17 protein-coding genes are annotated in these 18,374 nt (G+C 73.4%); 1 reads left to right on the top strand and 16 read right to left on the bottom strand.

The annotated features are described in order from the left end of the window. Nucleotides 1-108 precede the first annotated feature (108 nt). The 13 genes from AB0O36_RS27575 to AB0O36_RS27515 all read right to left on the bottom strand — a co-directional run bounded on the left by AB0O36_RS27575 (nucleotide 109) and on the right by AB0O36_RS27515 (nucleotide 12,097). The gene (locus tag AB0O36_RS27575; protein WP_365114905.1) at nucleotides 109-339 is read right to left on the bottom strand and encodes a helix-turn-helix transcriptional regulator; all 231 of its coding nucleotides are present in this window, start codon (nucleotides 337-339) and stop codon (nucleotides 109-111) included. Nucleotides 340-533: 194 nt separating this feature from the next. Then, nucleotides 534-1,517, bottom strand: coding sequence for a serine/threonine-protein kinase (locus AB0O36_RS27570; RefSeq protein WP_365114904.1), 984 nt, complete (start codon nucleotides 1,515-1,517; stop codon nucleotides 534-536). 196 nt (nucleotides 1,518-1,713) lie between these two features. After that, nucleotides 1,714-2,322, bottom strand: coding sequence for a hypothetical protein (locus AB0O36_RS27565; protein ID WP_365114903.1), 609 nt, complete (start codon nucleotides 2,320-2,322; stop codon nucleotides 1,714-1,716). Nucleotides 2,323-2,474: 152 nt separating this feature from the next. After that, nucleotides 2,475-2,951: a hypothetical protein gene (locus tag AB0O36_RS27560; RefSeq protein WP_365114902.1), complete on the bottom strand. Its 477-nt coding sequence runs from the start codon at nucleotides 2,949-2,951 to the stop codon at nucleotides 2,475-2,477. Between the two features lie 128 nt (nucleotides 2,952-3,079). Further along, the gene (locus tag AB0O36_RS27555) at nucleotides 3,080-3,673 is read right to left on the bottom strand and encodes a hypothetical protein (RefSeq protein ID WP_365114901.1); all 594 of its coding nucleotides are present in this window, start codon (nucleotides 3,671-3,673) and stop codon (nucleotides 3,080-3,082) included. Nucleotides 3,674-4,037: 364 nt separating this feature from the next. Beyond that, entirely contained in the window at nucleotides 4,038-4,634 is a 597-nt protein-coding gene (locus AB0O36_RS27550; protein ID WP_365114900.1) for an EF-hand domain-containing protein, read from the bottom strand. A gap of 504 nt (nucleotides 4,635-5,138) precedes the next feature. Beyond that, nucleotides 5,139-5,543: a PLD nuclease N-terminal domain-containing protein gene (locus tag AB0O36_RS27545; protein ID WP_365114899.1), complete on the bottom strand. Its 405-nt coding sequence runs from the start codon at nucleotides 5,541-5,543 to the stop codon at nucleotides 5,139-5,141. A 58-nt stretch (nucleotides 5,544-5,601) separates the two neighbouring features. Next, entirely contained in the window at nucleotides 5,602-6,012 is a 411-nt protein-coding gene (locus tag AB0O36_RS27540; protein WP_365114898.1) for a hypothetical protein, read from the bottom strand. Nucleotides 6,013-6,087: 75 nt separating this feature from the next. Then, nucleotides 6,088-6,504 (bottom strand): SHOCT domain-containing protein, encoded by a 417-nt coding sequence (locus AB0O36_RS27535; protein WP_365114897.1) that lies wholly within the window; start codon nucleotides 6,502-6,504, stop codon nucleotides 6,088-6,090. Nucleotides 6,505-6,580: 76 nt separating this feature from the next. Beyond that, the gene (locus tag AB0O36_RS27530; RefSeq protein ID WP_365114896.1) at nucleotides 6,581-7,474 is read right to left on the bottom strand and encodes a YhjD/YihY/BrkB family envelope integrity protein; all 894 of its coding nucleotides are present in this window, start codon (nucleotides 7,472-7,474) and stop codon (nucleotides 6,581-6,583) included. Next, nucleotides 7,471-8,835: a hypothetical protein gene (locus AB0O36_RS27525; protein ID WP_365114895.1), complete on the bottom strand. Its 1,365-nt coding sequence runs from the start codon at nucleotides 8,833-8,835 to the stop codon at nucleotides 7,471-7,473. The genes AB0O36_RS27530 and AB0O36_RS27525 overlap by 4 nt, the downstream gene beginning before the upstream one ends. Nucleotides 8,836-8,889: 54 nt before the next feature. Beyond that, nucleotides 8,890-9,087 (bottom strand): hypothetical protein, encoded by a 198-nt coding sequence (locus tag AB0O36_RS27520; RefSeq protein WP_365114894.1) that lies wholly within the window; start codon nucleotides 9,085-9,087, stop codon nucleotides 8,890-8,892. Between the two features lie 130 nt (nucleotides 9,088-9,217). Next, on the bottom strand, nucleotides 9,218-12,097 hold the full coding sequence (locus AB0O36_RS27515; protein WP_365114893.1) for a LuxR C-terminal-related transcriptional regulator: 2,880 nt from the start codon (nucleotides 12,095-12,097) through the stop codon (nucleotides 9,218-9,220). Nucleotides 12,098-12,366: 269 nt separating this feature from the next. Here AB0O36_RS27515 and AB0O36_RS27510 point away from each other — a divergent pair, with 269 nt between their 5' ends. Beyond that, nucleotides 12,367-14,193, top strand: coding sequence for a diacylglycerol kinase family protein (locus AB0O36_RS27510; RefSeq protein WP_365114892.1), 1,827 nt, complete (start codon nucleotides 12,367-12,369; stop codon nucleotides 14,191-14,193). A 27-nt stretch (nucleotides 14,194-14,220) separates the two neighbouring features. On the opposite strand, the gene AB0O36_RS27505 is transcribed toward AB0O36_RS27510, so the two are convergent. From AB0O36_RS27505 to AB0O36_RS27495, 3 genes are all read right to left on the bottom strand, one after another. Continuing rightward, nucleotides 14,221-15,822: an MFS transporter gene (locus AB0O36_RS27505; RefSeq protein WP_365114891.1), complete on the bottom strand. Its 1,602-nt coding sequence runs from the start codon at nucleotides 15,820-15,822 to the stop codon at nucleotides 14,221-14,223. Between the two features lie 122 nt (nucleotides 15,823-15,944). Beyond that, complete coding sequence (locus AB0O36_RS27500; protein WP_365114890.1) at nucleotides 15,945-17,663, bottom strand: acyl-CoA dehydrogenase family protein; 1,719 nt, start codon at nucleotides 17,661-17,663, stop codon at nucleotides 15,945-15,947. Nucleotides 17,664-17,802: 139 nt separating this feature from the next. Next, nucleotides 17,803-18,360 (bottom strand): PadR family transcriptional regulator, encoded by a 558-nt coding sequence (locus tag AB0O36_RS27495; RefSeq protein WP_365114889.1) that lies wholly within the window; start codon nucleotides 18,358-18,360, stop codon nucleotides 17,803-17,805. Nucleotides 18,361-18,374 lie beyond the last annotated feature (14 nt).

The following is an 18,374-nucleotide window of genomic DNA, read 5'->3' as shown; positions in this document are numbered from 1 at the left end:
GTGTCGGCGAACCGTCCGGCGTTCGAGCAGTACCTCGCCTTCAACAAGCAGGCGCCGGCCCGTGTCGTGCGCTCGGTGTGCTCGGTGAGCTTGACGCGGCCTGTGCGGTCAGAGGCCCAGGGCGATGGCCGTGCGGACCATTTCGGCGGTGGTGTTGATGCCCAGCTTGGTCCGGATGCGGCGGAGGTAGGCGTCGACGGTGTGCTTCGAGAGGCCCATGTTGCGGGCGGTCTGGAGGTAGGTGCACCCGGCGGCGATGTGTCGCAGTGCCTCCTGCTCACGGGGAGCCAGGGCGGTGGCGGGGGCTTCGGTCTGCGGAGCGGCGAGGGTGAGGCTCATGGGATTCCTCCGAACAGTTCGGATTCGATCGGGCCTTCACTGCTCGCGTCTTCGGAAGCAGAGGGACATGTGCCGGAATGTCCGTTTATGTCCTTGCTCAAAAGACTGACCGCGCGACGTCATGGCGGTGTCCGTCGACTGTCACAGGCGCGTCACAGGGCCGGTGTCGGCCCGAGGTGCCGGGGCGTGGTCCGCTACGGCGCGCCCGCCGGGCCGCGGAAGACCGGCCCGGCCCAGGACGGAGGCTCCGGCGGCGGGGCCGGCGGCGCCTGATCGCCGCGTCCGGTGCGCGGGCCGGCTCCGGCGGCGGCGCGCAGGGCCGAGACGAACTCCAGGCAGGACCCGTAACGGTCCTCGGCGGCCTTCGAGAGGGCCTTCGCCAGCACTCCGTCGGCGGCCTGCGCGATGTCCGGCCGGCGCCCGGTCAGCGGCGGGGGCTGGTCGTACTGGTGCGCCCACAGCAGCGCCACGTCCTCGTCCCGTTCGAAGGGCGGTCCGCCGGCCAGGGTCTCGTAGACCACGCAGGCGAGGCTGTAGAGGTCACACCTGCCGTCGACCGGTCGGCCGGAGATCTGCTCGGGGGCCATGTAGTCGAGCGTGCCGACGAACTCGCCCACGGTCGTGAAGCCGGTGAGCGACAGCGCCTTCTTCGTCAGCCCGAAGTCCGTGAGGTAGACGTGCTCGGGGTGGTCGCTGTCGGTGCCGGCGGCGACCAGGATGTTGCCCGGCTTGACGTCCCTGTGCACCAGGTCGTGGCCGTGGGCCGCGTCGAGCGCGGAGGCCACCTGGCCGGCGATGCGGAGGGCGGTGGCCACGGGCAGCGGGCCCTCCCGGTCCAGGAGGGCCCGCAGGTCCAGGCCGGAGACGTAGCGCATGGCGATGTACAGGACGCCGTCGGTCTCGCCGGCTTCGAAGATGGGCACGATGTGCGGGTGGTCGATCTTCGCGGCCACCCTGGACTCGTGGGTGAAGCGCTGCCGGAAGGTGTCGTCGCGGGCCCGCTCCGGGGCGATCAGTTTGAGTGCCACCGTGCGGTCCAGGCGCAGGTCCCTGGCGCGGTAGACGACGGCCATCCCGCCACGGCCGATCATGCGCTCGATCCGGTAGCCCGCGATCTGTTTCCCGATCAGGTCGGAGGGCCGGCCGGCGTGCCGGCTCGGGTTCGATGCCGTGGCCATCAGCCGCCCCCTTCCCTGCCTGAAGTCTATGGGCGTGCACCGCCGCACGCCCCGGACCACGCGGGCCGGCGCCCGTGGAGGGCGCCGGCCGGGTGAGGGGCCCGCAGGCCGTGGAACAAGTGGTGCCGAGGTCGGTCGCTGTCGGTCGCTGTCGATCGGTCGTCGTCGGTCGTCGTCGTCGGTCGGTCGTCGTCGGTCAGTCGTCGTCGCTGCCGCCGGCGCCGCCGTTGCCGCCGCGGCCGGCGGTCTGGCAGCCGCTGCCGACGCAGATGCCGCCGTTGCCGCCCTTGCCGCCGTCGCCGCCGTCGCCGCCGGGGAGGGCGTTGCCGCCGTTGCCGCCGTTGCCGCCGTTGGCGCTGCCCTCGCACCGTCCGACGCAGACCCCGCCGTTGCCGCCGTTGGTGCCGTTGCCCCCGGGGCCGCCGTTCACGCCGTTGCCGCCGTTGGCGCTGCCCTCGCAGCGTCCGACGCAGACGCCGCCACTGCTGCCGTTGGTGCCGTTGACGGAACCGGAGCAGTTGCCCGCGCAGACCCGTTCGCCGACCCGGACGCTGCCGTCGCCCACCTTGACGGCGCCCTTGCCCGACTTGAGGCCGCTGACCGCGCTGCCGATCTTGCCGCCGAGCCGGTTGCCGGTCCTTCCGTCACCGGAGCCGAGGTGCAGGCTGTCGGCCGCCTGGGCCACCTTGGCCGTGGACGCCGGCGCCGCGGGGGCCGCGATGGCGGCGGGTGCCATGGCACCGGCACCGATCAGGGCCGAGGAGACGGCGAGGCCGAGACGGAACTTCCAGGAGCGCGCACGCATGGGATTGCCTTTCCGAGTGGTGAAAAAACGGGGGCCCCGCCGGTCACCGACCGGCCGGGCCCCCTCCCCGAGCTTGGTGGTCTCTGTATTTCGCGGACTTCGTTTTTCCGATTTCCGCTTTCGTTTTCCGCTTTGGCTTTCCGTTTCCCGCCTCAGGGGCAGAACGGGTTGTCGCTGCCCATCAGCGCGTACCAGTTGCCGTCGAGGTACTGCTGCTTCCAGGTGTCGAGCTGGTCGGTGGAGATCTTGTACTTGTCGGCGATCCGTTCCTTCATCGCGTCCGAGTCGTCGGCCATCAGGATCATCACCATCCGCACCTTGTCCACCACGGTGAGCTTCTCCTTGGGCTTGTTCGGCAGGTCCTCGAAGCGGAAGCACCCGAGCTGACCGGGCTGACCGGGCTTGCCGGGCTCACCCGGCTGGCCGGGCTGACCGCCCTTGCCGCCCTCTCCGCCCTGGCCGCCTTCGCCGCCCTGCCCGCAGGAAGCGGGCTGGCCGGTGAAGGCCGAGGAGCTGATCCCCGTCGGTGCGTGGGACTCCGAAGCGTTCGCGGCGCAGGCCGTACCGGCCACGAGGGCCAGGGAGGCCGCCGCCAGAACGATCGGACGCTGCCAGGAAATCGTGAACATGGGAGTTCTCCGTTGTCGTGAGCGATGAAGCCGTTGTGCGGGAGGGAGAGTGAGAAGGGGGGAGGGGAAGGGGCTGGGGGGTGGGGGGGGGAGGCCCCGAGGGCCTCCCCCGTCAGGCGTGGCGCGGATCAGAAGATGCTGGCGCCACCGGCACCACCGGCTCCGCCGAGGCCGCCGAAGAGGGAGCCGAAGCCGCCCTTGCCGCCCTTGCCGCCGTTGCCGCCCTGGAGGACGCCGAAGCCGCCGTCCCCGCCCTTGCCGCCCTTGCCGCCGATGATGCCGTCGCCGCCGGCGCCGCCGCCGCCACCGCTGCCGCCGAAGAGGCCGGTGCCGCCCTTGCCGCCGTTGCCGCCGTTGCCGCCGATCACGCCTTCGCCGCCACCGCCGCCACCGCCGCCGCCACCACCGGCGAGCAGGCCGTCGCCGCCCTTGCCGCCGTTGCCGCCGTTGCCGCCGATGCCCAGGACGCTGCCCCCACCGGAGCCGCCGGAGCCGCCACCACCGCCGACCAGGCCGCCGCCGCCTTCCCCGCCGTCGCCACCGGCACCGCCGGCCTGCGGGAGCGCCGTGACCACATGGGCCGGAACGGGAGCCGCCGTGGCCATGGAAGCCGGGAGGAGCACGCCTCCGGAGATCACGGCCGCCGAAGCGATGAGCGTCGCCAGGCGGAAGCCCCGGCGCTTGGGACGAACGGCCTCGGTGGTGTGAATCTTGCGGTTCATGACTTTCTCCTACCTGTGCTGAGTGATGTATTGACGTGCCCCGGCTTTCCGGGATTTCGAGGGCTTCGTTTCGCTTTCCGGATTTGCTGTCCGGTGAGGCCCGCACCACAAGTAAGCCCCGGGCGGCACACCCGGGTCATGTGCCGGGAACTCGGGACTTGACGGGCCCGTAAGCACCCGGTAAAAGTGGCCGGCGCCGCCGCCGGAGACGTCGGGAGGGGGCCCGGAACGCCGAAGGCCGCCTCCCCAGCCGCGGGCGGAACCGTGGTGGGGGAGGCGGCCGTACGCCGGGAGGCGGAAGCGGGAGCCGGGAAGCGGGAAGCGGGAGCCGGGAAGCGGGAGCCGCGGTGCGCGGCCCTGGCCGCTAGAGGGGGCCGTAGAGCCAGTTGCCGGCGGCCTCGGGGTCATCGCTGGTGAAGAACTCGATCACGGCGGCGTGGACCCCCTCGGGTTCCAGGTAGCCGTCGCCGTTCCGGTCGAGCCGGGCGAAGGCCACCTCCATCTCCTCGGGGGCGATACCGAGGACCCGTCCCATGCGGGTGTACTCGTCGAAGTCGACGGCGCCGTTCCCGTCCGCGTCACAGAGGGACAGCCAGGCGGCCGCGGCCTCGTGCAGGGCCGAGAGGAACGCCTCCGGGGTGGCGGCGGTGGCCGCGCGCACCCCGCGCTCGTACGCCGCCGGGTCCAGGCGGCCGGCTCCGCCCCCGTCCATGTGGCGCAGGTGCCCTTCCCAGATCCGCTCCAGCGCCAGTCGCAGCCGCCGGGCCTTCTCCGGATCCGCGGGGAAGGCCCCCGCGAGCCGGTTCGCCACGGCGGGCAGGTCCCCTGCCGTGAGGAAGCCGTCCCCGTCGGCGTCCAGGAGGACGAACAGGTGCCGGAGCTTGCGGGTCAGTACGGATGTCGCGGGTGCCGTGGAGGGCGCAGGTGCCGTGGAGGCCGTGGGTGCCGTGGGTGTCGTCACGGTGAGTGCTCCTGGTCGGTGGGACGGGTCACGCCCGGTCGGTCCCGCGGGCGCGCGCCCGGTCGGTGGGACGGGACGCGCCGTCGGCGACGGGGCGCCGGACTGTCCGGGAGGCTAGTGCCCCGCACGGGGCGGCCCGGCGGGTCCGGCCGGTCGCGGGAGGCCGCGGCCGGGGTGCCCGCGCCCCCTCCCAGCTCGTGCTTTCCCCTCCGCCCGGCGGGCGGGGCGACGGGGTGCGCCCGGCGCGCGTTTCACCCGGTCAGCCCCACCGGGCGCCGGGGCCCGCACACGTGCGCCCCCGTCCGGACCCGGCGCGCACGACCCGCAGCCAGGACGCCCGTCCGCCGTAACGCCCATCCGCCCGCCCCGGCGTACAACCGGCCTTCCCCGCCGGGGTGTTGCCGAGGTGTCGACGGGCGGGGAAGGCCGGCCGCGCGCCGGGTCCCGGGCAGCCGTACGCCGCCGGCTCCGCCGGCGGCGTCGTGGTACGGCCCTCCACCCGGTTCAGCGGTCGGCCAGGAGGCCCTCCTTGACGCGTTCGTACTCGGCGTCGGTGAGCTGGCCGCTGTTGTGCAGACCTGCGAGGGTGGCCAGCCGGTCCGCCTTCTCCGTCGCGCCTACCGCCGGATCGGCGGTCTGGCCGGCGTAGGCGTGGAAGGCGACCTCCCGGTCCCGCGCCCGTCGGATCTCGCGCTGGGCCATGCTCCGGCCGCGGGCGATCAGGTAGACGAAGCAGCCCAGGAAGGGCAGCACGATCACGAAGAGCAGCCAGCCCGCCTTCGCCCCGCCGCTCATGGTGTCGTCCCGGAAGACGTCCCCGAGGATCCGGAACAGCAGGAAGAGCCACAGGATCCAGAGGAAGAACCACAGCATGGTCAGGAAGGCGTCGAACACGGGGTAGTCGTCCATCGCTGCCTCCGCGGCGGGGTCTCGCGGCCTGCCGGGCCGCCCGGGCTTCCGGGCCGCCTCAGTCCTCGGCGCTCTTCACCACGCACAGGGCCCAGATGACGGCGCCGTAGATGGCGATGGCGATCAGGGACCACAGCGGGAAGTACGGGAGGGAGAGGAAGTTGATGATGATCAGGAGCGCCGAGAGGCCGATCCCGCCGACCCGGGCCCACGTCGACGGGGTCATCAGCCCGATGCCCACGACGACGGCGAAGGCCCCGAAGATCAGGTGGAGCCAGCCCCAGGCGGTCAGGTCGAACCGGAACACGTAGTTCGGCGTGGTGACGAAGACTTCGTCCCGTGCGATCCCCATGATGCCGCGGCAGAAGTCGAGGGCACCGACGACGATCAGCATCACGGAAGCGAACACGACCAGGCCACTGGCGAAGGGGTGTTCTCCGGCACGGCTGTGCGTTGAGGTCGAGGTCATGGTTTTCGGCTTTCGGGTTCGGTGGCGCGCCGGTTCACGGAGCGGGGGCGCGCCGTCCCCGCCGGCGGTGCCGCCTCACTGCTGCAGGATGCGCTGCTTCGCCGCCTGGAACTCCTCGTCGGTGATGTCGCCCCGGGCGCGGATCTCGGACAGCTTCGCGAGCTGGTCGACCTGGCTCTGGCCGGGCGTTCCGGCGGTCTCCCGGATGTAGGAGTCCATCATCTTGCGCTGCTCGGTCATGTCCTTCATGTCGCGCTGCGCCATGCCCTTGCCCCGGGCCAGCAGGTACACGAACACGCCCAGGAAGGGCAGGATGATCACGAAGATCAGCCAGCCGGCCTTGCCCCAGCCGCTCATCTCGTGGTCACGGAAGATGTCCATGATGATCTTGAACAGCAGGAAGAACCACAGGACCCAGAGAAAGATCACGAGGGTGGTCCAGAACACCCCGAGCAGCGGGTAGTCGTACGCCAGCGGCACGAGACCGTTCATTTCGTCCTCCTTGAGGGCTCGGCACCGCACACGGGTGCCTGGTTCCGACTGTGCCGCGGGAGCGGACCGTCCGGGATCACCCCCGGCGGGTGAACCGCCCGGAGGAACCACCGGAGGAACCACCGGACGAGCCCCCGGAAGACCGCCCCGGGGAGCGCCCCGGAAGCCGCTCGGCGAGCCGCCCGTACCAGGCGGACGTGCCCGCCCACTCCCCCAGGGTCAGCCCCACCACGGCCACCACGAACACCGTGATCAGCCAGCTGAGGAAGGTGAAGACGGGGCCGAGCGGGCCGAATTCCTCGTACCCGCGCTGCATGGCGCCCGGCATGAAGAGCTCGGACGCGTACCCGGCCACGGCCATCGCCAGGCCGGTGATCAGGGCTCCGGGCAGCAACGGGGTCCAGGCGATCCGCCCGCACAGCATCAGGTGCTGCGTCCACCACCACAGCAGTACGGCCACCACCACCGAGAGCGGGACCCCCAGCACGGGGCCCGCGCCGAAGCCGGCACGGAGCGGCGCCTGGCAGAAGAGCACCAGCAGCCACACCACGAGCCAGGCCAGCCAGCGCCAGGCGGCGTCGCGGAGAGCGGCCTTGGGGAGTTTCCAGCAGCGCTCGCACACCCGCTGGAGGGCCCGGCTCAGCGCGGTGGCCGAGAACAGTGCCACGACGATGCCGACGGCGCCCGAGGCGTCCCTGACCGATCCGCTCGCGTTGTACGCGGTGCGCACTTCCTGCAGGGTGTCGCCCTTGATGCCGAGGACCGTGCTCAGCGAGTCGGCCATCAGGTCCTGCAGGGACGGCGGGGCGAACGCGGCCACCACGATGAGCAGGGGGAGCGCGGCCAGGAAGGTCTGTGCGGCCAGCCTGATCGCGCTCTCCCAGAGGTTCACTTCGAGGAGGCGGACCGTGAGGTGCTCCAGGGGCGCCGCGAAGCGCTCCAGCCGGTCCCGCACTCCTCGAAGGTTCATCCGGTGCTGACGCCGGGCCCGTGCTTCGGCTCGCCGGCGCCGCGGCGCCGGCCGTCACCGGGGGCCGCCGCGAGGATGCCGAGGATGATCAGGACCACGATGACGATCCCGAAGACGAGGGCCACGACGGCCGGGGTCGGGTAGTTCCAGAGCAGCAGGGCGACGGCTCCCGCCGCGATCACGATGCCGGTCGTCCACTTCCGGTGCTCGTCCAGCCAGTGGCCGGTGGATCCGGTGCGCAGGCCGATGCGTTCGAGGGAGCGCCCGGCGGCGCCGGTGGACCGGGTGGCGGCGTTGCGGATGAAGCGGGCACCCCGTCCGGGACCGTAGAGGTACGCCGCCAGGCCGGTGACCACGGAGAGGACCAGGAGCGTACGGGTGCTCTGCCGCAGGAAGCGCACCAGGGTGTCGTAGACGGCGGCGGCCGCGTCCGGGGGCAGGGTGGAGGGCGGGACCGAGTCCAGGTAGATGCGCCGGGCCACGGCCAGGGCGACGAGCAGCACCAGCATCATCACGAACAGACCGATGGCGGTGGCGATCAGCCACACCCGGTGGGCCGGGGCGGTCCAGATGGCCAGGGCCGCCAGGACGAGCACCAGGATCGGCAGCCACACGCCGACGACGTTCAGCAGCCGCATCGCGTCCTGGGCCTTGTTGAGCTTGTCGACCTGGAGCAGCGGGATCTCCTTGTCGACCTCGGGGATGCTCGCGGCCTTCTCGAAGCCGGCGTCGACGAGCCGCGTCTTGAGCTGGTCGGTCAGGGCGCCGATGTTCAGCACGATGGTGTCGCCGCTGGTCTGGACGGCACTGGAGCCCTCACCGGTCAGCACCTTCACCACGGCGGCCTGGACGCGCCGGTTGGCGTCGGTCCACACGGTCTCGAACTGGTCGCTGGTGACCAGCTTGCTGACCACGGCGTGCACGGCCGAGGTGAGGGCGCCCTTCAAGGGGCCTTCCAGGGCTTCCGACTTCTCCACGATCAGCGGTGGGGCGTCGGCCTGCTGGAGGGCGCGCTGGAGGGCCTCGGTGATGGCCTTGACGTCGACGTTGGAGACCACCCGGTTGGTGAGCTTGTCGGTGACCGTGTTCTGCACCGCGGGGTTGTCGGCGAGCGGGGCGACCGTCTGCACGTAGCGGTCCTGGTCGGAGATCGTGTTGTGCAGCCAGGCGGAGACGACGGCGACCGGGGACAGCAGGAGGGCCAGCAGGAGCAGGATCGATGCTCCGGTGTAGCGCAGTCGCCGGTGGCGTACGGAGGCGTGCCTGTGCAGCCGTTCGTACTCCGCGCGCTCCTGCGCGGTCAGCGGGCGGTCCTCGGCACGGCCCCCTCGGTGGTCCGGGGCCGGGGCGTTGGGGTCCATGCTTCCTCCTTGCCGCTGCGGCGGCATCGGCCGCCGCTCGGATCTCGGAAGGGGTCAGTCCGGGAGGCGGCGCATCTCCTCGACGCGCAGGCCCAGGTCCCGGAACCGGGTGAGCAGGCCGTACAGGTGGGCCTCGTCCGTGACGGTGCCGAAGAAGAGGGTCTGCCGGTACACCGGTGCCGTGTCGAGCTCCGGGAAGGCGTGGGACAGCGGCTCGGACACGAGACCGGTGATCCGGAATTCGTAGCGCATGGGCAGCTGTCCTTCCGTCCCTGCCGGAACCTCACGGAACCTGCCGGTGCCCCGGGCCGGGGCCTCCACCATGCTGGCCGCGCGGCCGGACCGCGCGCCTCACCCGTGGGAGGTGAGAGGGCCCGTGGGGTCAGAGGATGTGCAGCTCGCGGGCGCGTTCGACGGCATCGCGCCGCCGGGAGACGCACAGCTTGCGGTAGATGCCCCGCAGGTGGGTCTTGACCGTGTTGACGGACAGCTGCAGCTCGGCGGCGATCTCCTCGGTCGACATCATCCGCGCCACCTTGGCGAGCACCTCCCGCTCCCGCGGGCTCAGTGCCTCCACCACGGGCGCTCCGGCCCGGTCCGGCGGGGCCGCGTCGAGCCAGTTGCAGGCTTCGCGGCGGCCGTCGAGCCCGCCCGCGAGGTGCCGTACCCAGGGGCCGGCCTCGGTGAACGGGCGGATCAGGCGCTCGGGGCGCGCGGCGTCCAGGGCCTCCACCAGCCGGTCGCGCGCGGTGCCCTCGTCGCCCTCCAGCAGTGCGTGGTGCGCGCGCAGCAGGGCCAGGCGCACCCGGTCCGGCGTGGTCGCCTCCGGGTCCTCCTCGGCCCGGCGGACCAGCGGCAGGGCTCGGCCGGGACGGCCGGCGGCGAGGTGGGCCCGCGCCAGGGCCACCGTGTGCGACGGCGGGCCGTCCGGTACGCGTTCCAGGGCGGCCACGGCCGTGTCCGGGTCCCCGTGGGCGAGGGCGGCGGAGGCCCGGGCGACCGCGAGGCGCACCTCGGGGCCGGGCGCACCGGCCGGAGCCGGCTCGCCGAGGGCGGCCTGTGCGGCCTGCACGCGGCCCAGGGCCAGGTCGGCCTCCGCCCGGAGCGCGGCGCGTTCCGCCCGCAGGACGGGGTCGGAGGAGCCGTCCGGCAGCAGTTCCGCCGCGTCGAGCCGTACGGTCGCCGCGTGGGCCTCGCCCCGGTCCACGGCCACCGCGGCGAGGGCCAGGTCGGCCGCCGCGGAGCGGTGCTCCAGGAGGATGCCGTGCCGGTCGGCGACCTCCGTCGAGGCCGTGGCGTGCTCGGTGGCGTCCGTCAGGGCTCCCTGGAGGGCCTCGGCCAGTGCGAGCCGGCCCAGGGAGCGGTGGCGCAGCAGGGCCGTGGTGTCGTCGGTGCAGGACCGTACGGTCTCCTCCAGCACGGCCCGGGCCCGGCGTACGCGTCCGGCCCGCAGCAGGGCACCGGCCAGGCCGTAGAGGCGCAGCGGTTCGATCTCGGGGTGCCGGACGCGGTCCTCGGGCGGCACGTGCGCCATCAGTCCGGCGACGCGGTGGGCCGCTTCCTCGGCTGCGCGGTGGTCGGGGGCGCACTGGAGCCTGAGCAGGGCCGCGGTGAGCAGTTCCGCCGGGCCGGTCCGGGGTGCCTCGCGGATCATGCGGCGTTCGGCGCGGGCGAGGCGGGTGCGGCAGCCGGCCGTGTCCTCGCGGGCCAGCCGGCAGGCGGCGGCGACCAGGGCGGCCGCGGTGCCGGGGGTGTCGTCGGGCATGTGCGAGAAGGTCTCGGCGGACGGGGAGGCGCCGGGCCCGGCGAGCAGCGGGCCGACCATCAGATGTTGCACGGCCTGGGCGGAGGCGTAGCGCCAGTCGCCGCCGGCGGCGGCCTCGTCCACCGCCTCGGCGGTCCGGCCGCGGTCGGCGAACCAGCGGGCGGCGCGGCGGTGCAGCAGGGGCTCCAGTTCGGGCTGCTCGCCGCGCAGGTGGGCCCGCAGGACCTCCGCGAACAGCGGGTGGAAGCGGTACCACCGGGTGCCGTTGACCGGTTCGACGAAGGCGTGGGCGCGGGCCAGGTCGCGCAGGATCCGTTCGGCGTCGGCCTGCCCGGTCAGGAACGCGGCGAGGTCGGGGTGGACCCTGGGCAGGATGCCGGTCCGCAGCAGCAGCCGCCGGGAGGGCACGGGCTGTGCGGCGAGCACTTCGCTGAGCAGGTAGTCGGAGACGGCCTGTTCGGTGGCGGTGAAGGAGCGGGCGAAGCCGGCCGGGTCCTCGGACCGGGCCATGGCCAGGGCGCACAGGCGCAGTCCGGCGGCCCAGCCCTCGGTGCGGGCGAGCAGCGGCTCCACGACCGCCTCGTCCGGCACGGGACCCGCCGCCCGGAGCAGTGAGGCCGCCTCGCGCCGGGTGAACGCCAGCTCGCGCTCGCGGATCTCGTGGATGCTGCCCTCGGTGCGGTGGCGGTGGAGCGCGAGCGGCGGGTCCTCGCGGCCGACGAGGACGAGCCGGAGGGCCGGGCCGGCGTGTTCGGCGACGAACCGCAGGCCGGTGTAGACGTCCCTGCCGGGCAGCTTGTCGAGGTCGTCGAGGACCAGCACCAGGGGGGTGGTCAGGCGTTCGAGGGCGGCGGCCAGCCTGACCAGCAGGGCGCGGTCGACGCCTTCGGGGCAGGCGGGGGTGCCGACGGCGTCGTCGGTGAGGAGTCCCTGGCGCCGCAGTCCTTCGAGGACGTACGCCCAGAACGCTCCGGGGGCGTCGTCCTCGTCGAGGGTCAGCCAGACCACCGGACCCTGTGGGGCCCCGGAACGGACCCAGGAGGCCACGAGGGCGGTCTTGCCGGTGCCGGCCCCGCCCGTGACGACCGTCAGCGGGCCCCGGGTCCCCTCGGTGAGCCGGTCCAGCAGCCGGCGGCGGCGCACCAGGCCGGGGTCGGGGAAGGGCACCGCGAGCTTGGTGGCGAGGAGCGGGTCGGGGGAGGTGTCCGCCACCGGGCCCGGGCCCGGGTTCGGAGGCTCCGGGCCGGGCCGCGGCTGCCCGGCCGCCCCCGGGGGCTCGGGCGGCTCGGGGGGCTCCGGTGCGGGCCTCGGCGTCCCGGTGGCCACCGGCTCGGGAGCCGGTGCCCGCGCCCCCGCAGCCGGAGCCGGAGCCGGAGCCGGTGCCTGTACGCCGGAAGCGGGCGCCTGCGCGCCGGAAGCCGGGGCGGGCGTCCCTCCGCGGACGTCCGGGGTGTCCGTGCGGGGCGTCCTACGGCGGCGGGTGAGGGGCAGGGTCATGGAGGTATCCCCCGTGGGAGGCGGAGCCGGCCTGGTCGGGATCACGGCTCGTTCCATGGTCACGGCCCCCGCCGGTGATCGCCACGCCGGAGCGGTACGGCGCCCCGCGCGGCCCGGCCCCGTCCGGTGCGGGCGGGCGGGGGCACCGGGCCGCGGCGATCCGGCCCGGGGCGGGTCGCCCGGGGCGGGCGATGCGGGCCGCCCCGGTCCGGCGCTCAATGGAGTCACGTACGGGTACGTCCGGCCGATCGGAGGTCCACCACGTGAGCATGCACGCCAAGGCACGGCTGGCGCTGCTGTCCGGCGCGGCGGCTCTGGTCGTCATGCTGGTGTTCGCCGGCTTCCGCAGCATCCTGCTGCTGGTGGTGGGGCTGGCCGGGGTGGCCGCCACGGCTGCCGCCGCCTGGCTGGTGCTGGCCCACCGCGGCCCGGTCCGGTGGCTGGCGCTGCTGTTCTTCGTGGCCGCACCCGCCGCCGTGATCATCTGGTACGCGCGCTCCGGACTGCTCTGGGTGGTGCTCTGCGCGGTGGCGCTGTGGGGACTGGCCGTGGCCGCCGGGCGGGCGGCCCTCGCCGACGAGGGCCGGTTCCGCATGCCCGAGCACCGTGCGGTGCCGCCGAAACGGCCGTTCATCATCATGAATCCGCGCTCCGGGGGCGGGAAGGTGGGCGCCTTCCACCTGCGGGAGAAGGCCGAGGCGCTGGGCGCCGAGGTGGTGCTGCTCGACCCCGCCCACCCCCAGGACGTCGCCGAACTCGCCCGCCGGGCGGTGGACCGCGGTGCCGACCTGGTGGGGGTCGCCGGCGGCGACGGCACCCAGGCCCTGGTCGCCGGGGTGGCCGCGGAGCGCGGCGTCCCGTTCCTGGTGGTCAGCGCCGGCACCCGCAACCACTTCGCGATGGACCTCGGGCTGGACCGCGACGACCCGTCGACCTGCCTGGACGCGCTGACCGACGGGGTGGAGATCCGGGTGGACCTCGGCCGGATCGAGGGCCGCGCCTTCGTCAACAACGCCTCCTTCGGCACCTACGCGGAGGTGGTCCAGAGCCCGGCCTACCGCGACGACAAGCTCCGTACGACCCTGGCTCTGCTGCCGGACCTCCTCGCGCAGCACAGCGGCCCCCGGCTGACCCTGCGCGCCGACGGCACGACCGTCGAGGCCCCGCAGGCGGTGCTGGTGAGCAACAACCCCTACGGCCGCGGCGATCCGGCGGGGCTGGGGCGGCGCACCCGGATGGACACCGGAACCCTGGGCGTGCTCGGGGTGAAGGTGAACAACGCCGCGCAGGCGGCGGGCATCCTGCGGGGCGGACAGGCCGGCGGCCTGACCGCGCTGACCGCCCGTGAGGTCGAGGTGGACTCGGACGAGCCGTTCGTCCGGGTCGGCGTCGACGGCGAGTCGCTGACCATGCCCGCCCCGGTGCACTGCCGGGTGGAGCCCCGGGCCCTGCGGGTGCTGCTCCCCCGCCACCGGCCCGGCGTCCGGGCGGGGGTGCCGTTGGACTGGCCCTCGGTCCGCCGGCTCGCCCTGACGATGGGGCGGGCGGCCGTCGGTGGGCAGCCCGTGCAGGGCGGGACCCGGGACCACCCGGGAACGCGCAGGCACTGGCGGCGGCGGCACCCCGACCGGCGGTTCGACTACTCCGGCGCGGTGTACGGGTCGATGCTCGCCGCATCCGTGGTCGTGGGCGCGGGCGAGCTCGGCAGGTTCCCGAAGGTGCAGCTGATGGTGCTGCTGCTGGCCACCGGTGTGGTGTTCTGGGCCGCACACGTCTTCGCCCACCTGTTCGGCGCCTCTTTGGCCAACGAACCCCTGACCTGGCGCGAGTTCCGCAAGGTGTGCGCGGACGAGGACCCCCTGATCAAGGCGGCCGTGCCGCCGGCCGCCGCGGTCGCCCTGAGCCAGCCGCTCGGCCTGGGCCCCCAGGGGACGGCGTGGTTCGCGCTCGCCGTGGCCCTCGCCGGACAGATCGGCTGGGCGGTCACCGGGGCGGTCAGGGCGGGCGCGCCGCGGCGTCTGGTCGTCCTGGCGGCGGTGGTGAACCTGCTGCTCGGTGCGGTGATCGTGGGGCTCAAGACGGCCCTGTCGCACTGAGGCCGCGGGCGCTGCGGGGCAGTGGGGTCAGGAGCCCGCCGGGGCGGCGGCCGGTTTGCCGAGCGTCTCGGCGGGCAGCCGGCGGGTGAAGGGGAAACTGGCCAGGGTGATGCCCCCGACCACCAGGATCGCCACCTTCAGGCCGCCCAGCTGTGCCTGTGCGTACGCGTCCACGTAGGCGTCGGCCTCCGCCGGGGGAACCCCGGCCTGTTCCGCCGCGGCCCGTACCTGGTCGGTGGAGAGGAAACTGATCCCTCCCTCGATGGCGACCCCGGTCTGTGTGCGCGCGGCGTCGGAGATGGCCGGGTTGTCCTCGATCTGCCGGACGAAGACGAAGGCCAGCGCTCCGATGAGCACGGATCCGATGAGTGCGGTGCCCAGGGAGGAGCCCAGGTTCTGGGCGGTGTACTGGAGTCCGCCGGCCTCGCTGCGCCGTCCCTCCTCGACGCTGGACTGCACCACGTTGCCCAGCTGGGAGGCCAGCAGGCCCATGCCGAGGCCGAGCACGGCCATCGCCGCGGCGAACTGGGCGTCGTCCAGGTCTGGTTTGATCGCCGCCAGCAGCCAGACGATGGCGATGAGGAGGACGAGCAGGCCCGCCCTGACCGTCCTGCGCGGTCCGGCCACCCGGCCGAGGAAGGGCCCGCTGAGCGAGGAGACGAACATCGTGACCGAGACCGGCAGCAGCCGCAGGCCCGTCTCGAAGGCGTTGAGGCCCTGCACGATCTGGAGGTAGAGGGGGATCACGAAGAACAGGCCCAGCAGGATGAGGTTCTGACCGAGCAGCATGGCGAGCCCGGCGCGCAGGGGCGGGATGCCGAGTACGGAGAAGCTGACGAGCGGGTCCTCGCCCCGGGATTCGCGGCGCCGTTCCCAGCCGCGGAACAGCCACAGCAGCACGCAGCCCGCGGCGATGACGAAGCACGTCGGGGAGAAGCCGAGCACGGTGAAGGGCGTGTCGCGCGGCTCCAGCCATCCCCAGGTCGCACTCTGCAGGATGCCGAGCACCACGCAGCCCAGGCCGAGGGCGGACAGGGCCACGCCGACGCCGTCGAGGCGGGGCCGCCGGTCCGGGGGCGGCGGCTCGGTGATCCAGCGGACCACGCAGAGCATGGCGAGCACGATCACGACCTCGCCGGCGAAGACGACGCGCCAGGTCAGATAGGTGGTCACCCAGCCGCCCAGCAGCGGGCCGATCGCGATGCCGGCGCCCGCCAGCCCGCCGATCACGCCGTAGGCCACCGCCCGGTCCCGGCCCTGGTAGGCCCCGGCGACGAGCGCCGCGAGGGCGGGCAGGACCATGGCCCCGCCCAGTCCCTCGATGACCGACCAGCCGAGCACGAGGACCCAGAGTTCGGGCGACACGGCGGTGAGGGCGGAGCCCACGGCGTAGACGCAGAGGCCCACGGTGAAGGCCCTGCGGCGCCCGATGATGTCGCCGATCTTCCCACCGGTGATCATGAACGCCGCCATGACCAGGGTGTAGAGCGTGATCACGCCCTGGATGGCGGTGACCTCGGTGTCGAAGTCCTCCACCAGGGCGCTGATGGACACGTTCATCACCGAGGTGTCCAGCACCATCAGGAACTGGGCGGTGCCGAGGACCGCGAGAGCCCGCCATCGCCGCACTGCGCCACCTCCGTGCCCGGCCGTTGCCGCCCCACCCTACGGAGAAAAGCGGAACTTCCTGCGCATTTCGGGCATGAGTCGCGGCCCCGGCCGGATCCACAGCCGGGACCGCGGGCGTTCCGCTACGGCGCCATCTCGTAAGCGCCGGACAGGGCCTCCACCCGGGCCCAGACCCGGGCCGCCCGGGCCTCGTCCACCACCGGGCGGCGGACGGCGGCCAGGGCCCAGCGCTGCTGGTCCTCCGTGGCGGAGTCCTTGCCGTGCAGTTCGACGGCGTGGCCGGAGAAGTCGCGGACCAGCACGGAGAACAGCTCGTCGAGGACGTCCCGGTCCAGGTCCGTCAGACGGGACTGCTCCAGGATCAGCTGGCCGTGCACGACCAGCGCGAAGAGCTGGCCGACGGAGAGCAGGAAGTCCAGGTCACGGCTCTGCGCCTGGTCGGGGGCCATGGTGGCGACGAACGTGCACAGCGCGTCGGCCTGCTCGCGGAACCGGGCGACGTTCGGGAGGTCGGCGTACGCGTCAAAGGCCGGCCGCCAGTCGTGGAAGCGTACGGAGCCCAGGCCGCGGGCGGGGCCCTGGCGGAACAGGAAGTCGTCGTCGGCCGCGTCCAGGCGGGTCGGCACGGCCGGGTACTCGACCGGCTCCAGCAGGTGGTTGCGCATGAACTTGAGGATCAGCGCGAGGTTGACGTGGACCGTGCCCTCCAGCTTGGGCAGGCCGCGGATCTCCACGGCCGCCTGGGCGAAGTAGTTGTCCTTCTCGAAGCCCTTGGCCGCGATGACGTCCCACATCAGGTCGATGACCTTCTCGCCCTCCGTGGTCACCTTCATCTTCGTCATCGGGTTGAAGAGGAGGTAGCGGCGGTCCTCGGGGCCGGCCGTGCGGAAGTAGTCCACGGCGCGGTCGCTGAAGAGCTTCATGCCGACCAGGCGGACGTAGGCGTCGGCCAGCTCGCGGCGCACGTGCGGGAAGGCGGTCACGGGGCGGCCGTAGAGGACGCGGTTGTGGGCGTGGGTGACGGCCTCGTACATCGCGTGCTCGCAGATGCCGATCGAGGCGGTGCACAGGTTGAACTTGCCGACGTTGACGGTGTTGAGGGCGGCGTCGAAGGCGGCGCTGCCGGTGTGCAGGACGTCCTCGGCGGAGACCGGGTAACCCTCCAGGCGGAACTCGCTGACGTACTTGGAGGAGTCCACGACGTTCTTGACGAGGTGGTAGTCCCCATGGCGGCTGTCGGCGGCGAAGAAGACGTACGCGTCCGGGCCCTCCAGGTCGGTACGGCGGCCGAAGACGGACACGAGCCCCGCCTTGTTGCCGTTGCCGATGTAGTACTTGGAGCCGGTGGCCCGGAAACCGCCGGCGCCGTCGGGCTCCAGCAGCATGTCGGTGGAGTAGATGTCGGCGCCGTGGGTCTTCTCGGACAGGCCGAAGGCGAACACCTCGCCCTGTGCGAGGAGTTCGGCGGCGCGGGCGCGCGCGGCGGCGTTGCCGCTCTGCCAGACCGGGCCGAGGCCCAGGATGGTCACCTGCCAGGCGTACCAGTAGTCGAGCCCGTAGAAGCCGAAGATCTCGTTGAGGGCGGCGATCCGGGCGGTGTCCCAGCGCTGGTCCTCGCGGGTGGCGGAGGAGGCGGGGGTGAGGAAGGTGGAGAAGAGGTCCTCCTTGGCGGCGAAGGCGAGGAAGTCGCCCAGCCAGGCGCGGTCCCGGTAGTCCTCGATCAGCCGGCGCTTGCCGCGCTCCTCGAACCAGTCGACGGTGGCGCGGAGCAGCCTGCGGGTCTCCGGGTCGAAGTGCGCCGGGTCGTAGGTGCGCGGGTTGAACAGGAGGGCGTCGGTCATGGAGGTCCGCCTTTCCGGGGTCCGGTGGATGAGGGGTGACGGGGGGTACGGGCGACGAGCACCACCGACGCCGGGAAATGCGGGCGCCGGGGAGTGGCGACGCCGGGAGTACGGGCGCCGGCCGGGGCCGTGGTCGCGGTCAGCGGGCCGCGGCGAGCCGGCGGAGGGTGGCGAGGACGTCGTCGAGCCAGGCGACGGACATGCGCTCGTAGGCGATGCCGCCGCGCAGCACGGCGTGCTGGAGCTCCCGGCCGGGGTCCAGCGGGGCGGGGGCCTGCGGGCCGGTGAAGTCGCGCAGCTCCCCGGCGAGGTAGTGGGTGAGCCGGTCGCCGTGCACCCGGCGGTGCCGCTCCACCTCGCCGATGAGCGCGGCCGGGTCGTCGAAGGCGGCCCCGCGGATCTTGACCGCGAGGTCGTGGCGCAGGCTCTCGGGCTCGATCGGCTCGTGCAGCCACGCGGAGAGCGCCTCCCGGCCGGGGCCGGCGACGGAGTACTCCTTCTTGTCCGGCCGGCCCTGCTGCGGGACCTCGCGGACGGCGAGCAGGCCCTCGCCCTCCATGCGCTTGAGCACGCGGTAGATCTGCTGGTGGGTGGCGGTCCAGAAGTATCCGATGGACCGCTCGAACCGCCGGGCCAGTTCATAGCCGGAGCCCGGCTGTTCCAGCAGGGAGACGAGGATCGCGTGGTCGAGCGCCATGCCCCCGATCCTCT

Origin of the sequence: Streptomyces sp. NPDC089799, assembly GCF_040684755.1 — a bacterium.
In the GTDB taxonomy this organism is placed as follows: domain Bacteria; phylum Actinomycetota; class Actinomycetes; order Streptomycetales; family Streptomycetaceae; genus Streptomyces.
Note: the sequence above shows the minus strand (reverse complement) of the source record. Positions and strands in the feature narration are given on the sequence as shown.

Coding starts and splice junctions, on each gene's coding strand:
- AB0O36_RS27575 (WP_365114905.1), bottom strand. CDS start 339: ATGAGCCTCACCCTCGCCGCTCCGCAGACCGAAGCCCCCGCCACCGCC.
- AB0O36_RS27570 (WP_365114904.1), bottom strand. CDS start 1,517: ATGGCCACGGCATCGAACCCGAGCCGGCACGCCGGCCGGCCCTCCGAC.
- AB0O36_RS27565 (WP_365114903.1), bottom strand. CDS start 2,322: ATGCGTGCGCGCTCCTGGAAGTTCCGTCTCGGCCTCGCCGTCTCCTCG.
- AB0O36_RS27560 (WP_365114902.1), bottom strand. CDS start 2,951: ATGTTCACGATTTCCTGGCAGCGTCCGATCGTTCTGGCGGCGGCCTCC.
- AB0O36_RS27555 (WP_365114901.1), bottom strand. CDS start 3,673: ATGAACCGCAAGATTCACACCACCGAGGCCGTTCGTCCCAAGCGCCGG.
- AB0O36_RS27545 (WP_365114899.1), bottom strand. CDS start 5,543: ATGGACGACTACCCCGTGTTCGACGCCTTCCTGACCATGCTGTGGTTC.
- AB0O36_RS27540 (WP_365114898.1), bottom strand. CDS start 6,012: ATGACCTCGACCTCAACGCACAGCCGTGCCGGAGAACACCCCTTCGCC.
- AB0O36_RS27535 (WP_365114897.1), bottom strand. CDS start 6,504: ATGAACGGTCTCGTGCCGCTGGCGTACGACTACCCGCTGCTCGGGGTG.
- AB0O36_RS27530 (WP_365114896.1), bottom strand. CDS start 7,474: ATGAACCTTCGAGGAGTGCGGGACCGGCTGGAGCGCTTCGCGGCGCCC.
- AB0O36_RS27525 (WP_365114895.1), bottom strand. CDS start 8,835: ATGGACCCCAACGCCCCGGCCCCGGACCACCGAGGGGGCCGTGCCGAG.
- AB0O36_RS27520 (WP_365114894.1), bottom strand. CDS start 9,087: ATGCGCTACGAATTCCGGATCACCGGTCTCGTGTCCGAGCCGCTGTCC.
- AB0O36_RS27515 (WP_365114893.1), bottom strand. CDS start 12,097: ATGACCCTGCCCCTCACCCGCCGCCGTAGGACGCCCCGCACGGACACC.
- AB0O36_RS27510 (WP_365114892.1), top strand. CDS start 12,367: ATGCACGCCAAGGCACGGCTGGCGCTGCTGTCCGGCGCGGCGGCTCTG.
- AB0O36_RS27500 (WP_365114890.1), bottom strand. CDS start 17,663: ATGACCGACGCCCTCCTGTTCAACCCGCGCACCTACGACCCGGCGCAC.
- AB0O36_RS27495 (WP_365114889.1), bottom strand. CDS start 18,360: ATGGCGCTCGACCACGCGATCCTCGTCTCCCTGCTGGAACAGCCGGGC.